Here is a 15,671-nt window from a genome sequence, read left to right as displayed (position 1 = left end):
GCATCGTCGGCCAGCTAACGCGTACAGTTCCCCACCGGTGTGCGTCATTGGTGACGTCTGCGCTGCCGGAAGCGGCAATGCCCGCGTGTGGCCATGAAAGCGCAGCGTTTCGATTTGAGAATGAATCGCATCTGTGTAGAATGCGCGGACAAGTTTGACTGCGTCAGCGCCGCGCATGCACGTCGTGCGCGGCGCTGCATGCATCACCCCCATCGTGTCACCTCAAGCCGTCGCCAGAGGTCCATCTCCTGTCGAGAGGTTTGAGAATGTCCGCATCACGCCGGTCATGGATGTCTGCGCCTGCACGTCGTCCCGTGTTGTCCCACCGTCAGCTGGTGCTGGCCATTGCTCTCGGTTGCGGCAGCTGCATCTGCAGCGCATCGGCCGAAGAGGTTGCAGCCGAGCCACAGTCGCTGGACACCGTGCACGTCACCGCCGCGCAGATCGCACGCCAGGCCTTGGGGTCATCGGTGATCACCGCCGAAGACATCGAACGGCGCCCACCGGTCAACGATCTGTCGCAGTTGCTGCGCACCATGCCTGGCGTCAACCTCACCGGCAACAGCGCCTCCGGCCAGTACGGCAACAACCGCCAGATCGATCTGCGCGGCATGGGCCCGGAAAACACGCTGATCCTGGTCGACGGCAAGCCGGTGGGATCGCGCGATGCGGTGCGCATGGGCCGCAGCGGCGAGCGCAATACGCGCGGCGACACCAACTGGGTGCCGGCCGAAGCGGTGGAGCGTATCGAAGTGCTGCGCGGCCCGGCCGCAGCACGTTACGGCTCCGGTGCCTCCGGCGGTGTGGTCAACATCATCACCAAGAAGCCGACCGGCGACCTGACCGGTTCGATGACGGTGTTCGGCCTGGTGCCGCAGCACAGTGCCGAAGGCGGTGGCCAGCGTGCCGGCTTCCAGCTCAGCGGGCCGCTGAGCGACACGTTCTCGTTCCGCCTGTATGGAAACCTCAACAAGACCGATCCGGATTCGCTGGAGCTCAATCGCCGCTTTGCCAGCAGTGCCGCCGCGGTGCCGCCGGCCGGGCGCGAGGGCGTGCGCAACAAGGACATCAACGGCCTGCTGCGCTGGGATCCGATGGAAGGCCAGGTGATCGAACTCGATGCCGGCTTCAGCCGCCAGGGCAATCTGTACGCCGGTGATCGTGCGGTCAGCGCCGATGGCCTGGCCGGTGCCGATCTGGGCGCACTGTTCGGCAGCGAAACCAACACCATGATCCGCCGCACCGCCTCGCTGACCCATCGCGGCACCTGGGCGCTCGGTACCTCGCGCCTCACCGCCGCCTATGAAGGCACCGACAATACCCGCCTTAACGAAGGCCTGGCCGGCGGCCCCGAAGGCTCCATTGCCGCCAGCCTGCTCAATTCCACCGCCACGCTCGACAACCTCAACATCGACGGCGAGTTCAACATGCCGTTGCAGGCCTGGGCCGAGCAGGTGCTGACGCTGGGTTTCGAGCGCCGCCAGAGCCGCCTCAGCGATGCGTATTCGATGTCGCAGACGGTGAGCGCCGGCGGCGGCTTTCCCGGTCTTGCCAACGGCACGCGCAGCCCACGCAGCGAGGCCACGCTCAGCGCGGTGTATCTGGAAGACAACATCTATGTCAGCGAGCGGCTGACGCTGACGCCCGGTGTGCGGCTGGATCACCACAGCCAGTTTGGCAACAACCTCAGCCCCAGCCTCAACGTGCAGTACAAACTCAGCGACGACTGGTTGCTCAAGGGCGGCATCGCGCGCGCCTTCAAGGCGCCCAACCTGTATCAGTCCAACGCCAATTATCTGTATTACACACGCGGCAATGGCTGCCCGGTGCTGTTCCCCAATCTTGGTTCGGGCTGCTATATCCAGGGCAACGACAACCTCGATCCGGAGACCAGCATCAACAAGGAGATCGGCATCGAGTGGGCACCGCAAACCGGTCACCACGCCTCGCTGACGTACTTCCATAACGCCTACGACAACAAGATCGTCGCCGGCATGACGCCGGTCGGTATCACCGTCGACCGGCGCGGGCAGGTGTTCCAGTGGACCAATGCATCGGAAGCGATCGTGCAGGGCGTGGAAGGTAATCTCACGTTGCCGCTGTTGGGCGAGCAGGGCCGCGAGCTGAAGTGGAACACCAATGTCACCTACATGATCGAGAACAAGAACACCGTGACCGATCAACCGCTGTCGGTGATCCCGGAATACACCGTCAACACCACGCTGGATTGGCAGCCGACCCAGGCCTTGTCGCTGCTGCTCACCGGGACCTTCTACGGCAAGCAGGAGTCGGCCACGCAATCGAGCACCAGCGGCGGCGCCATCGCGCCCGACACGCGCGACCCCTATGACCTGTGGGGTGTCAGTGCGCGTTACCGGATCACCCGCAAGGTCAGCGTGGGCGTCGGTGTGGACAATCTGTTCGACACCCGTCTGTTCCGCGAAGGCACCAACAACACCGGCGGCGCGGCGGGTGCAGCCACCTACAACGAACCCGGTCGTGCGTTTTGGGCGAGCCTGAGTTTCGGTTTCTGACAGCGATGCGGCGCCGCGCGCGAACGTGCGCGCCGCAACAGGAGAGTGCAATGACCCGACAGCATCGTTGGCGGCTTGCGTGTGCCGCTGCGCTGATGTGGATCGCCGGCGCTGTGCCGGCGTTCGCACAGCCGGACCTGAGCCGCACGATCGGCAGCACCGTCGCCGATCGTCCCAGTGCCTCGTATGTCTTCAGCGCGTTGCGCCTGGATTCGGCCGATGGCCAGCGCCATTACCGCGTGCGCATCGCCACCCCCAAAGCTGCGCCGCCGGCTGCGGGACATCCGGTGGTGTATCTGCTGGATGGCAATGCCGCGCTGATGGAGCTGGATGAGCGCCTGCTCGACAGCCTGACCACCCACGGCGATGCGCCGGTGCTGGTGTTCATCGCCGACGACAGCGCATTGCGCATCGATGCGGTGGGGCGCAGCCTGGACTACACGCCTGCGCGCCATAGCGACGGGCGGGTGGAAACCGATCCACTCGATCCGCAGCGCAGAACCGGCGGTGCGGCGGCGTTCGCGCAGCTGATCGCAACAGCCATCCGCCCGCAGGTGGAAGCGCGCGTGGCGGTGGACCGTCAGCGGCAGACGCTGTGGGGCCATTCGTATGGCGGATTGTTCGTGCTGCAGGTGTTGCTGACGCAGCCGCAGCTATTCCAGCACTACGTCGCGGTCGACCCGTCGCTGTGGTGGGGCGATGGATTTGTCGTCCAGCAGGCGCAGCGTGTGGTCGACCATGCACGGGAGCGTTCGGCGGGCACGCAGCCATCCAGGCGTCGGCTGACGCTGATGGCAGGCGAGGGCGCACCATCGGCGAACAAGGCAAAACCGGATCGCCCGGGGCGGCCGCGCGCAGATCCACAGGCCGCCCGACGCCTCGTCGCGCTGTTGTCGTCGTTACCCGGCCTTACCGCCGACTATCAACCGCTGCCAGGCCTCAGCCATGGCCAGACGTTGGGCGCATCGCTTGCGCCAACGTTGCGGGATGCAGCGACGCGTCGATGACGTCCCATCAAGCAGGCGCTCGAGGAAAACCCGCTCGACAAGCACGCTGCTGCGGATCGCAGTGTTGATGCCGCACGCATGCAGCGGTGACACCTCGGCGCAGGCACTCAATCGTCGCGCGTGTCGCTCTGGTCCGCAGTCTCGTCGTCTGCTTCGCCTATCTCACCGTGCGTATCGTCGTTGTCGGCGCGTGCGTAGTGCACGGTTTCCACCGGTCCACCGACCGCGCGCCCGCGCACCGGCAACAGCGCACTGGCTGCCTCGTATTCGGCCAGCAAGGCATGCCGGCGCGCTTCCGGCACGTCCTGCCAATGGCAGTCGGTCAACGCGCCTTCCAGCGAATACAGCAGGTTGAGGCTGGGCTTGAAGCCGGCGCGGCGCACTTTGACGAATGCGCCCACCGCGCCCACCGCCTGCAGATCCTGCTGCGTGCGCAGGCCGACCTGGCGCAGCCACGCCGCACTTTTCGGGCCGATGTTGCGCAGCCGTTCGGTGGTCACGTCAGCGCGCCGACGAAGACCTGGGCAATGGCTTCCAGGCCGCGCTGATCGTCGGCGTCGAAGCGATCCAGCTCCGGGCTGTCCAGATCCAGCACGCCGATCAGCGCATCGCCCCTGACCAGCGGAATCACCAGCTCCGAGCGCGAGGCCGAATCGCAGGCGATATGCCCGGGGAAGGCATCCACGTCGGCAATGCGCTGACTCTGCCGGGTGCTGGCAGCCGCGCCGCACACGCCCTTGTCCAGCGGAATGCGCACGCAGGCCGGCAAGCCCTGGAACGGCCCCACCACCAGCTCGCGGCCGTCGTAGAAATAGAAGCCGGCCCAGTTGAGCGACGGCAACGCATTGAAGATCAGTGCGGCCAGGTTGGCGGCATTGGCGATCCGGTCCGGCTCGCCATGCACCAGGGCCTGGGCCTGGGCGGTGAGCTGGGCGTATTGTTCCGGCTTGCTGCCGGTCAGCGAAGAGGTTGCGAACATGGCCGAAGTTTAGCAGCGGCCATCCGCAGCGGCATTGCGACTCAGCCGCGCGTTCGGATCCGCACGCTATGCTGCGCGCCCCCACGGCAACCGCGGCGCGGCCGCAGGAACAGACGCATGCAGCTTCCGGCGTTGTATGTCACCGGCACCGACACCGGCATCGGCAAGACCATGGCCAGCACCGCGCTGCTGCACGCACTGCGCAGACAGGGCCACACGGCGGTCGGCATGAAGCCGGTGGCCAGCGGTTGCGAGCACACGCCGCAGGGCTGGCGCAACGAGGACGCGCTGGCGCTGCAGGCCGCCAGCGCCCCGCAACCCGATTACGCCACCCTCAATCCCTATGCCTTGCCGGCACCGCTGGCGCCGGAACTGGCCGCCGCCGATGTCGGCGTGACCCTGTCGCTGGAGCCGATCGTCCAGGCCTTCGCGCAATTGCGCGCGCAGGCCGAGGTGGTGGTGGTGGAAGGTGTCGGCGGCTGGGCTGCGCCATTGAGCGCCGATCTGGACCAGGCCGATCTGGTGCGTGCGCTCAAGCTGCCCGTGGTGCTGGTGGTCGGCATCCGGCTGGGCTGCATCAATCACGCGCGCCTGACCGCCGCGGCGATCGCTGCCGACGGGCTGGACTGCATCGGCTGGATCGCCAACGAGGTCGACCCGCAGATGGAGCGCATCGAGGAGAACATCGGCATGCTGCGCCAGCGCCTGGCGATGCCGTGCTGGGGCCGGATCGGCTGGCGGCCGGGCGCCGATGCCGCGGCGCAGTCGCTGGGGCTGCACGTGCCGGTCTGAGTGATGTTGGCGGTCTGGCGGCCGCGTCACTGCGACGCGGATCGCCAGATGCCATCCCAGCCTTGCGCGCTGCCGGGCGCTCGCCCTGCGTCCCGGCGTTTCCAGTGCACCCTGCGCCGTGCCGCGATACCACCTGGTCGGAGTGGCAGCGCGCGCAATGCGCAGACAATAAAAAAGCCCGACAGAGGGAGGGATCTGTCGGGCCGGATTGCATGGGGGGAGGGACCCATGCAAAGACGCTGAATTTTTTGTCGGCGCTTACGTGCGCCGGGTCTTGCTTTTGGCGGCCTGCTCGCTGTTGGCCTCGAACTGCTGCTTGGCCAGTTGGCCGAGCGCATCGGATGCCTTCAATCCCAGTCCAACCACTTCCTGATTCACCGAGGCCAGCCGTTCCAGGTTGTCGCGGGCCAGTTGCAGCCCCTTCGGCCAGAGCGTCTGGTAGGCGCCAAGGTCGCGGGCCTGGGCAAACTCACCGAAGAAGCTGGTGGTCGCACTGACGTTGCGTTCGAGCGTCTTCAGCTGCAGGCCAAACGCGTTTTCCGCGTGTTCCATCGCCAACTGGTTGGCGCGTGCCGCTGCAGAGGCAAAGCTGTTGAAGCCGTTTTCGAACTGCGCCGACATTGCGAACCCCTTGGGGAAGGCTGTGACCGTTGTTGCGTTGCAGCATACGCGGATATTGCTGCGATGCAACACGTTTGCTGAAAATTTCCGAAACCGTCTCAAAAGCCTTTTTAAATCAATTCATTACCCGTGCCGTAGAAACGGCGAGGCCGCCCTGGAGGCGGCCTTGCGTCACACGACTGCGCTGCGCGATCAGCCGCGATAGCGGCAGCCGGAGGTGCAGGTTTCATGCACCACGATCTCGCTCAGCTGTGGCAGCGCCGGCTTGAGCTGGTTCCAGATCCAGATCGCCAGCCGCTCGCTGGTCGGGTTTTCCAGCCCCTCGATGTCATTGAGGTAGTGGTGGTCCAGGCGGTCGTAGATCGGTTGGAAGGCGGCCTTGATGTCGCCGAAATCCATGATCCAGCCGGTCTCGGCGCCGGGTTCGCCGCTGACATGCAGCTCGACCCGGAACGAATGCCCGTGCAGGCGGGCGCACTTGTGGCCGGGCGGCACATTGGGAAGCCGGTGCGCGGCTTCGAGCGTAAAGACTTTGAAGATATCCATGCGCGCCATTGTAAGTGCGCCGGTGCCTGCCGGGCTGACCCGATCACGGCGACACAGCGTCTCTGCGCCCTGGCGTGGCACCCGCAACACGGGGTTGGTCGCGTTGCGCCGGAGCGCCGCACCCGGTCGCCCGCACAAAGTCCGACGCGCGTCTTACTGCGTCCGGCCAGCGGCGTGTGTCACCGCGCGTCATATCTCTATGCAGATCTGTAATTTTTGTTAATCGATTGCGCATGGCCCACTGCAAAACCCCCATTCATGGATGCCGTGCGTGAAGCGCCCGATGCCTTATCTGCTGTCTGCTGCCGTTCTGTCGGCGCTGATTCCCCTTGCCCATGCCGACGACGCGACACCCGACACGGGCAAGACCCTGGCCACCGTCAGCGTCACCGGCTCCAATATCAAGCGCACCGACAGCGAAGGCCCGAACCCGGTGCAGGTGATCGACCGCCAGCAGCTGGAGCAGTCCGGCAAGGTCACCGTGGCCGACGCGCTGCGCTCGATCTCGGCCAACACCGGCAACGCCACCAACGAAACCACCAACAACGGCTGGGCGTCCGGCTCGGCGGGCATCGGCCTGCGCGGGCTGTCGCAGAAGAACACCCTGGTGCTGCTCAACGGACGCCGCCTGGCCAACTACGGCTTTCCCGCCAATGGCCTGGGCGACACCTTCGTCAACCTCAACGCATTGCCGCTTGTGGCAGTGGAGCGCATCGAAGTGCTCAAGGATGGCGCCTCTGCCGTGTACGGCTCCGACGCGGTGGCCGGCGTGGTCAACATCATCACCCGGCAGGATTTCCAGGGCGCAGAGCTGGGCTTGAGCGGCGGCACCTCCGATCAGGGCGGCATGGATACCCAGCGCGCTAAGTTCATCGGCGGCATCGGCGATCTTGACCGCGACGGCTACAACATCCTTTTCAGTTTCGACGCCTACAACCGCGACCGGCTGGATCAGGATCAGCGCGCGCTGACTCGCTCGGGCATCTACACCGACCTGCCTGGCGGGCGCTGGAACGGCTGGTCGGCCAAGGGCGCGCGCTACCTGGTCGGCGGCCGCTCGGTGCCGATGCTGGATGCGCAAGGCAACTGCCCCACCGGCACCGTACTCACCGCCAGCGCGCCGATCGACGGCCTGGCCGGCGACACCTGCGGCTTCAACCAGGCCCCGTTCACCACGCTGATTCCCTCGACCAAGCGCTATCAGGCCTACACCAATGCCACCTTCCGGCTCAGCGACAATGTCGAGGCGTTCGGCGAGGCGCTCTACAGCGAGGTCAAGGGCGTGTCGATCTTCGGCTCCAGCCCGTACTTCACCCTGGAAGGCGGCCGCTTCGCCTTGAACGCCAGCAGCGGGCTGGCCGAGCCGGTGTCCAACCTGCTGCCGGCCTCCAGCCCATATAACCCGTACGGCGCCGCGGTGCCGATCGAATACACCTTCTTCGACCTGGGCCAGACGGTCAAAACCAATCGCTCGCAGTCCTACCGCTTTCTCGGTGGTGTGCGCGGCAAGACCGAACGCTGGGATTGGGAGGCGGCTGCGTTCGCCGCACGCAGCAGCGAGCACGAAACCGTATCCGGTGGCTTCGCCAACCGCTTCACGCTGGCGCAGGCGCTGGCCGACGGCAGCTACAACCTGCTCGACCCGTCCTCCACGCCGCAGTCGGTGATCGACGGCATCAACCTCAGCACGCTGCGCCCGGCGCAATCGACGCTGCGCGGCGTCGATGCCAAGGTGTCCGGCAACCTGTTCGAGCTGCCGGCCGGCAGCGCCGGGTTCGCGGCCGGTGCCGAGTGGCGGCAGGAGGAACTGGTCTCGCGCAATCCCTGGCAGATCGACCAGGGCCTGCAGATCCGCCCCGCGATTGCCGCGGTGGATGGCGAGCGCAGGGTGTCGGCGCTGTATGCCGAGGTCAACCTGCCGCTGCTGCGATCGCTGGAACTGCAACTGGCCGGGCGCGGCGATCACTACAGCGATTTCGGCGAGGCGTTTTCGCCCAAGGCCAGCCTGCGCTGGCAGCCGCTGGACGCCGTGCTGGTGCGCGCGGCCGCCTCGCGCGGCTTTCGCGCACCGTCGTTGTCGGAGAATGCGGCCAGCACCAACATCTCCTACGGCTCGGTGGTCGACCCGTTCGATCCGGACGTGCCGGGCTCGCGCCAGAACCCGACCTTCTTCACCGTCGGCAACACAGCGCTCGAACCCGAGCGCACGCGCAGCTACAACCTGGGCGTGGTGCTGTCGCCGTGGGCCGACACCAGCCTGAGCGTGGACTGGTACAAGATCGAACTGGAGAACCTGGTCGGCACCGGCAACAACGCCACCATCGTGCAGAACAACGACCCGGCCGACGTGATCCGCAACGAGCGCGGCACGCTGGTGGCGGTGTACAACCGCTACCAGAACCTCAGCGAGCTGACGACCTCGGGAGTCGATGTCGAACTGCGTCAGCGCTGGCGCACCGAGGCAGCCGGCAACTTCGGCCTCAATACCGCCTACACCCATGTGCGCGATTACCGCCGCCCCACCGTGGTCGGTGGCCCGTTGCAGGATTACGCCGGCAGCAATCTCGGCCCGTCGCTGCCACGCAACAAGGCCACCACCACGCTGGACTGGAGCCTGGGCACCGTCAGCGCCGCACTGACCTGGTACTACACCGGCGGCTACGACCAGAAGGCCAGCGCCGCGGCCAGTGCCGTGCAGTCGCGCGTGGGCGACTACAACCAGTTCGACCTGTATCTGGGTTACACCGGCATCGACAAGCTGACCCTGTACGCCAAGATCGAGAACCTGGCCGACAAGCAGCCGCCGGTCGATGCCTCGTTCCCGGGCATTCGTGCGCCTTACGACTTTACCCAGTACGACCTGCGCGGGCGTTACTTCACCGTGGGCCTGGATTATCGATTCTGATCGGAATACGCACCGCCCATGCACGCCCGTGCGATGGTGCGTGCGTGCTCCAGCGTGCTGTCTCAACCCAATCGCCGTTCGCCCCCGGACACTTTCCAAGGAACTCCGATGACGTCTTCGCCGCATGCCTGGCTGCTCGCCCTGGCCTTTGTCGCACCTTCCCTCGCTGCCCAACCTGCGGCCCAACCCGTCGCGCTGCCGGGTTATGACGCCGCTGCCGCACAGGCGCAGCGCGCGCTGGAAGCGCGTTTCGATAGTGGCCTGAAGGACGCCGATTATCGCGGCTGGTTGAAGCAATGGGCATCGGCGCCCAATCACGTTGGCGCGCCGCATAACCTGGAGAACGCCCGCGATCTGCAAAACCGCCTGCGCGGCTACGGTTGGGATGCGCGCATCGAAACCTTCGAGGTGCTGTGGCCCTCGCCCAGGAGCTCGCAGCTGGAATTGCTCGGCCCCAAGCCGTATGTCGCGCGTCTGAAGGAGCCGCCGCTGCCGGGCGACAGCACCTCCACCCAGACCGAGAACGTGCTGCCGCCGTATGTGATCTACGGCGGCAACGGCGATGTCACCGGCGATTTGGTCTACGTCAATTACGGCATCGCCGAAGACTACGAAGCGCTGGCGCGCAACGGCGTGGATGTGCGCGGCAAGATCGTCATCGCCCGCTACGGCAAGGGTTGGCGCGGGCTCAAGCCGCGCTTGGCGCAGGAGCATGGCGCGATCGGCGCGATCATCTATTCCGATCCGCGCGACGACGGTTACTTCCAGGATCGGGCGTATCCGGATGGCCCGGCGCGCAACCAATGGAGCGTACAACGCGGCTCGATTGCCAATTTCGCGATCTATCCCGGCGATCCGCTGACCCCGGGCGTCGGCGCCAGCAAGGGCGCCAAACGCCTGAAGATCGACCAGGCCGGCAGCGTGTTGAAGATCCCGACCCTGCCGATCAGTTGGGGCGATGCGCAGCCCTTGCTGGCCGCGCTGGGCGGGCCGGTGGCACCGGAGGACTGGCGCGGCGCGCTGCCGATCACCTACCGCATCGGCGGCGACGACACCGCGCGCGTGCATCTCGAGGTGGATGCGGAGTGGGGCAGCAAGACCATCTACAACGTCATCGCCACCCTGCGTGGCAGCGAGTATCCGGACCAGTGGGTGGTGCGCGGCAATCACCGCGACGGCTGGGTGTTCGGTGCGGCCGATCCGCTCTCGGGCACCACCGCCTTGCTGGCCGAAGCCAAGGCGATCGGTGAGCTGGCCAGGCAGGGGCAGCGCCCCAAGCGCACGCTCGTCTACGCCAGTTGGGACGGCGAGGAGGCCGGCCTGCTCGGCTCCACCGAATGGGCCGAACAGCACGCCGACGAACTGCGCCGCAAGGCGGTGCTGTACGTCAACACCGACGGCAACGGGCGCGGCTTTCTCAATGCCGGCGGCAGCCACGCGCTGCAACGCCTGGTCAACGGCGTGGCGGCGGATCTACGCGACCCCGACAGCGGCGTGAGCGTGCTCGAACGGCAACGTGCCCGTGCCCGCATCGATGCGCTGGCGCCCACCGCCAAGCCGGCGCAAAAAGACATTGCCAAGCAGCTCGCGGCCGGCGGCGACGTGCCGCTGAAGGCGCTGGGCTCGGGCAGCGACTACAGCCCGTTCCTGCAGCATCTGGGGCTGACCACGCTGGATCTGGGCTATGGCGGGCAGGGCGGCGGCAGCGGTGTCTATCACTCGCTGTACGACTCCTACGATTATTTCGCGCGCTATATCGACCCGGATTTCAGCTATCTGCCGCTGCTGTCGCAGACGGTCGGCCGCACGGTGCTGCGCGTCGCCAACGCGCCGGTGTTGCCGCAACGCTTCGGCGACTTCGCCGATGCGGTGGCCGGCTACGCGCAGGAGCTCAAGCAGCAGGCCGACAGCGACCGCACTGCCGCCCGCACCCAGGCCGAGTTGTTGCAGGCCGGTGCCTATGCCGCCATCGATAACCCGAACCGGCCGCAACGCGCCCCCGAGCCGAAAGCCGCAGTGCCGCAGATCGACTTTGCCGCACTGGATCAGGCCACTACCCGCCTACAAACCAGCGCCAGGCGCTATGACGATGCGCTGGCATCGCGCGGCGGCGGGTTGGATGCACGTGTGCGCGGCAAGCTCAATGCCTCGCTGCAGCGCATCGACCAGACCCTGCTGGCCGAAGGCGGTCTGCCGGGGCGGCCGTGGTACCGGAACCTGATCTACGCGCCCGGCCTGGCCACCGGATACGAGGTCAAGACCTTGCCCGGCATCCGCGAAGCGCTGGAAGACCGGCGCTGGGAGGATCTGAGCGCCTACATCGTGCAGACCGCCGCGGTGCTGGATCGGTATCGCGAGGCGATCGATCGCAATACGGCGCTGATCGAAGGCTAGGGATGTGACGGGCTGCGTTGGGGGTCTACGCGCAGTCCTGTTCGCACCCCAGCGTGCATCGGCTGCACGACGCGCACAAAAAAGCCGCCCCGAAGGGCGGCTTTTTCTTTCAGTTCAACGCAGACCTGGGCGCCGGTCGTACCGGCGCTCCGGCGTCAGCGCGTGCCGCCCGGACGCTGACCGCCACGGCCACCATCGCGACGGCCTGCGCCGGCACCGGCGGCAACACCGGCCTGACGCGGACCGCTGCTGCGCTGGCCGCCCGGCTTCTTCGGGCCGGCATGCGCATGCGCCTGACGCGGTGCATCGCCATGCGGACGACGGGCGTGGCTCTTGCGCGGGGCGCGATCGCCACCCGGCTGCTCGGCACGGCCCGGCGCGCTGTTGCCCCAACGGATCGGGGTCTGCGGCTCGTAACCCGGCACGTCGCGGATTTCCACGTCGCGGCCCAGCATGCGCACGATCTGGCGCAGCAGCTTGGCTTCGTCCTGCGCCACCAGCGAGATCGCCTCGCCGGTGGAACCGTTACGGCCGGTGCGGCCGATGCGGTGCACGTAATCCTCGGCCACCATCGGCAGGTCGTAGTTGATGACCTTGGGCAGCTGGTCGATGTCGATGCCGCGCGCGGCGATATCGGTGGCCACCAGCACGGTCACGCGGCCGGCCTTGAAGTCGCTCAGCGCGCGCATGCGTTGGCCCTGGCTCTTGTTGCCATGGATCGCCGCGGTCTTGATGCCGGACTTTTCCAGGAACAGCGCCAGCTTGTCGCTGCCGTGCTTGGTGCGGGCGAACACCAGGGTCTGCTCGCGGCTGTCCTGCGCCAGCAGGTGCAGCAGCAGGTCGCGCTTGCGCGCGCCATCGACCGGGTGCACGCGGTGGGTGATGCTCTCGGCCACGGTGTTGCTCGGGGTGACCTGGATCTGCATCGGGTTGCGCATGAACTCCAGCGCCAGCTGCTTGATGTTCTCTTCGAACGTCGCCGAGAACAGCAGGGTCTGACGGTCCTGGCGCGGCAGCTTGGTCAGGATGCGCTTGATCGACGGCAGGAAGCCCATGTCGAGCATGCGATCGGCTTCGTCCAGGATCAGCACTTCGATACCGGACAGATCCACGCTGCGGCGCTCGATATGGTCGATCAGCCGGCCCGGGCAGGCGATCAGCAGGTCCACGCCGCGACGCAGGGTGTCGAGCTGGTTGCCCATGCCCACGCCGCCGTAGATCACCGCGCTCGGGATGCGCAGGTACTTGCTGTAACCGCGCAGGCTGTCGTGCACCTGGGTGGCCAGCTCGCGGGTGGGGGTCAGGATCAGCGCGCGCGGCTTGCGCGGGCCGTTGACCGGCTGCGGCGAGGTGCCCAGGTGCTGCAGCAACGGCAGGCCGAACGCGGCGGTCTTGCCGGTACCGGTCTGTGCGCCGGCCAGCAGGTCATGCCCTGCCAACACCAGCGGGATGGCCTGCTGCTGGATCGCAGTGGGGGTTTCGTAGCCCTGCTCGGCCAACGCGCGCAGCAGGAAGGGCGCCAGGCCCAGGGATTCAAAAGACATCAGGAAGCTCCAAGTAAAGCGTCGCCGCCAGGCCAGGCCCGGAGCGCAAACGCATTGCAGATGCAAAAAAGTGAGGCTCGGAGCGTTCCCGTGAACCGCGCTGCGAGATGGTGGAACAACCCAATCAAGACGCGATGGGTTTGTCGGCACCACGAAAGGCGTCGGGTGGGGCGGGCGAGCGGATCGATCGATCCTGGCCTCGCCGGCTGTCCCTAAGGGAAACGGACGGCCGCATGCAGACCGCGCCAGTGTACGCGCGTTTGGCGCGCTGCACAAAAGGCGAGTTCATCGGTTGGGCTACGGGTCAGTTGTTTCAGTTGCAACCACTGTTGCAACAGGCCGTACAATCGACCGATCAGCCACAGCACAGGACGGTCATGAAGCTAGGTTCCCTGAAGGAGGGCGGCCGCGATGGCTGCCTGATCGTGGTCGCGCGCGACCTGCGCACCGCGGTCCGCGCCACCGGCATCGCGCCCACGCTGCAGCGCGCGCTGGAAGACTGGAGCAATGTCGCGCCGCGCCTGAATGCCTTGTCGGCCTCGCTCAACGAGGGCAGCGCCGATGGCGTGTTCGATCTGGATCTGCAGGCGCTGGCCGCACCGTTGCCGCGCGCCTACGAGTTCGTCGACGGCAGCGCCTACCTGCCGCACGTGGAGCGCGTGCGCCGTGCGCGCAATGCCGAGGTGCCGGAAAGCTTCTACACCGACCCGCTGATGTACCAGGCCACCAGCGCCGGGTTCTACGGCCCGCGCGATGCCATCAAGGTGATCAGCGAAGACCACGGCATCGATCTGGAAGCCGAGCTGGTGGTGATCACCGACGATGTGCCGATGGGCGCCTCGCCCGAGCAGGCCGCCGCGCATATCCAGCTGGTCGGCCTGGTCAACGACGTGTCGCTGCGCAATCTGATCCCGGCCGAGCTCGCCAAGGGCTTTGGCTTCGTGCAATCCAAACCGCGCTCGGCGCTGTCGCCGGTGTTCGTCACCGTGGATGAACTGGACGAGGCATGGCGCGACAACAAGGTGCACCTGCCGCTGGTCACCCACGTCAATGGCGCCTGGTTCGGCGCTCCGGAAGCCGGCAACGACATGCAGTTCGACTTCGCCCAGCTGATCGCCCACGCGGCCAGGACGCGGCCGCTCTCGGCCGGCACCATCGTCGGCTCCGGCACCATCGCCAACCAGGACACCACGCTGGGCGCCTCGTGCTTTGCCGAGCAGCGCGTGGTGGAAACCCTGCGCGACGGCACCCCGAGCACGCCGTTCCTGTCCTTCGGCGACGTGGTGCGGATCGAGATGTTCGCTGCCGATGGCGCCAGCATCTTCGGTGCGATCGAACAGCGGGTCGAACGTCAGCCGCTGCCATGACATCGGCAAGGGCGTCTGCACAACACTGCCTGCGAGGCCGGGCATGAGCGCGCCACTGGAACTGTTCTCGTACTGGCGCTCCAGCGCCGCGTATCGCGTGCGCATCGGCCTGCACCTGAAGGCACTGGCCTACCTCGCGCATCCGGTGCATCTGGTGCGCGACGGCGGCGAGCAGCATGCACCAGCCTACGCGCAGCTCAACCCGCAGGAACTGGTGCCCACGTTGCGGCACGGCGCGGTGGTGATTCCGCAGTCGCTGGCGATCCTGGAGTATCTGGAAGAGGCGTTCCCGGACAGCGCACGGCTGCTGCCCGCCGCGCCGGCCGCGCGCGCCCGCGTGCGCGCCCTGGCGCAGGTGATCGCCTGCGACGTGCATCCGCTCAACAACCTGCGCGTCACCCAGTTTTTCGAGCGCGAATGGCAGCTGGATGCCGCGCAGCGCCAGCAATGGACGCGGCACTGGATGCAGCGCGGTTTTGCGGCGCTGGAAGCGCAGTTGTCCGGTGATCCGCATACCGGCACGTTCTGCCACGGCGACACGCCGGGCCTGGCCGATTGCCTGCTGATCCCGCAGCTCTACAACGCGCGCCGTTTCGACGTCGATCTGGTGGCGTATCCGATCCTGGAACGTATCGAACAGGCCTGCCTGGCATTGCCGGCATTCGCGGCGGCGCGGCCGGAAATGCAGGCCGACGCGGTGCCGGCCTGATCGGCGGCAGGCCTTTGCCTGGTGCGGGGGCACATCCGCGTTGAATCGCAGCCCCGGCAGGGCAGGTACCGGTAGCGAGCGGTTGTCGGCTGGCTGGGCGGCACGCAGGCGGGCGCGCTATCTCCGCGCACTGGGCACCGGCCGCGCTCGGCGGCACTCATGGGTTGATCGGAGCTAGCCGCTGCGCTGTCCCAACCGTGCGCACCGCTCGTACGCCGGCAACGGCCCTGCGCAATCCGCCGCGCCGGGCAGGTGCGCGGCAACACCGCGCGC

Annotated in this window: 12 protein-coding genes; 7 read left to right on the top strand and 5 right to left on the bottom strand. The window is 66.9% G+C overall.

Going from position 1 to position 15,671, the window contains the following annotated elements; genetic code table 11:
* Positions 1-290: 290 nt before the first annotated feature.
* Positions 291-2,534, top strand: a complete 2,244-nt coding sequence (locus ABQ039_RS16755) for a TonB-dependent siderophore receptor (RefSeq protein ID WP_349778352.1) — start codon at positions 291-293, stop codon at positions 2,532-2,534.
* A 95-nt stretch (positions 2,535-2,629) separates the two neighbouring features.
* Positions 2,630-3,541: an alpha/beta hydrolase-fold protein gene (locus tag ABQ039_RS16750; RefSeq protein WP_349778407.1), complete on the top strand. Its 912-nt coding sequence runs from the start codon at positions 2,630-2,632 to the stop codon at positions 3,539-3,541.
* A gap of 107 nt (positions 3,542-3,648) precedes the next feature.
* Here the strand turns inward: ABQ039_RS16750 and ABQ039_RS16745 are convergent, their stop codons facing one another.
* Both ABQ039_RS16745 and ABQ039_RS16740 read right to left on the bottom strand, forming a co-directional pair.
* On the bottom strand, positions 3,649-4,041 hold the full coding sequence (locus tag ABQ039_RS16745) for a TfoX/Sxy family protein (protein ID WP_024938378.1): 393 nt from the start codon (positions 4,039-4,041) through the stop codon (positions 3,649-3,651).
* Entirely contained in the window at positions 4,038-4,520 is a 483-nt protein-coding gene (locus ABQ039_RS16740) for a GAF domain-containing protein (RefSeq protein WP_054592358.1), read from the bottom strand. The genes ABQ039_RS16745 and ABQ039_RS16740 overlap by 4 nt, the downstream gene beginning before the upstream one ends.
* Before the next feature lie 117 nt (positions 4,521-4,637).
* Here ABQ039_RS16740 and bioD point away from each other — a divergent pair, with 117 nt between their 5' ends.
* The gene (gene bioD, locus ABQ039_RS16735; protein ID WP_126966624.1) at positions 4,638-5,312 is read left to right on the top strand and encodes a dethiobiotin synthase; all 675 of its coding nucleotides are present in this window, start codon (positions 4,638-4,640) and stop codon (positions 5,310-5,312) included.
* Between the two features lie 258 nt (positions 5,313-5,570).
* On the opposite strand, the gene ABQ039_RS16730 is transcribed toward bioD, so the two are convergent.
* On the bottom strand, positions 5,571-5,933 hold the full coding sequence (locus ABQ039_RS16730; protein WP_126966625.1) for a phasin family protein: 363 nt from the start codon (positions 5,931-5,933) through the stop codon (positions 5,571-5,573).
* A 192-nt stretch (positions 5,934-6,125) separates the two neighbouring features.
* Entirely contained in the window at positions 6,126-6,479 is a 354-nt protein-coding gene (gene queD, locus ABQ039_RS16725) for a 6-carboxytetrahydropterin synthase QueD (RefSeq protein ID WP_039529685.1), read from the bottom strand.
* Positions 6,480-6,762: 283 nt separating this feature from the next.
* On the opposite strand from queD, the gene ABQ039_RS16720 reads away from it, so the two are divergent.
* Complete coding sequence (locus ABQ039_RS16720) at positions 6,763-9,384, top strand: TonB-dependent siderophore receptor (RefSeq protein ID WP_184611411.1); 2,622 nt, start codon at positions 6,763-6,765, stop codon at positions 9,382-9,384.
* A gap of 108 nt (positions 9,385-9,492) precedes the next feature.
* A complete protein-coding gene (locus ABQ039_RS16715; RefSeq protein ID WP_349778351.1) occupies positions 9,493-11,778 on the top strand; it encodes a transferrin receptor-like dimerization domain-containing protein in 2,286 nt (761 codons plus the stop codon).
* A 155-nt stretch (positions 11,779-11,933) separates the two neighbouring features.
* Here the strand turns inward: ABQ039_RS16715 and ABQ039_RS16710 are convergent, their stop codons facing one another.
* Positions 11,934-13,322: a DEAD/DEAH box helicase gene (locus ABQ039_RS16710; RefSeq protein ID WP_104649381.1), complete on the bottom strand. Its 1,389-nt coding sequence runs from the start codon at positions 13,320-13,322 to the stop codon at positions 11,934-11,936.
* A gap of 308 nt (positions 13,323-13,630) precedes the next feature.
* On the opposite strand from ABQ039_RS16710, the gene ABQ039_RS16705 reads away from it, so the two are divergent.
* A complete protein-coding gene (locus tag ABQ039_RS16705) occupies positions 13,631-14,689 on the top strand; it encodes a fumarylacetoacetate hydrolase family protein (protein ID WP_349778406.1) in 1,059 nt (352 codons plus the stop codon).
* 43 nt (positions 14,690-14,732) lie between these two features.
* The gene (gene maiA, locus ABQ039_RS16700) at positions 14,733-15,398 is read left to right on the top strand and encodes a maleylacetoacetate isomerase (RefSeq protein WP_349778350.1); all 666 of its coding nucleotides are present in this window, start codon (positions 14,733-14,735) and stop codon (positions 15,396-15,398) included.
* Positions 15,399-15,671: the final 273 nt, after the last annotated feature.

The sequence above is a fragment of the Xanthomonas sp. WHRI 6108 genome, from assembly GCF_040202385.2.
Classification (GTDB): Bacteria; Pseudomonadota; Gammaproteobacteria; order Xanthomonadales; family Xanthomonadaceae; genus Xanthomonas; species Xanthomonas arboricola.
The sequence above is the reverse complement of the archived record's forward strand: the minus strand, read 5'-3'. Positions and strand labels throughout refer to the sequence as shown.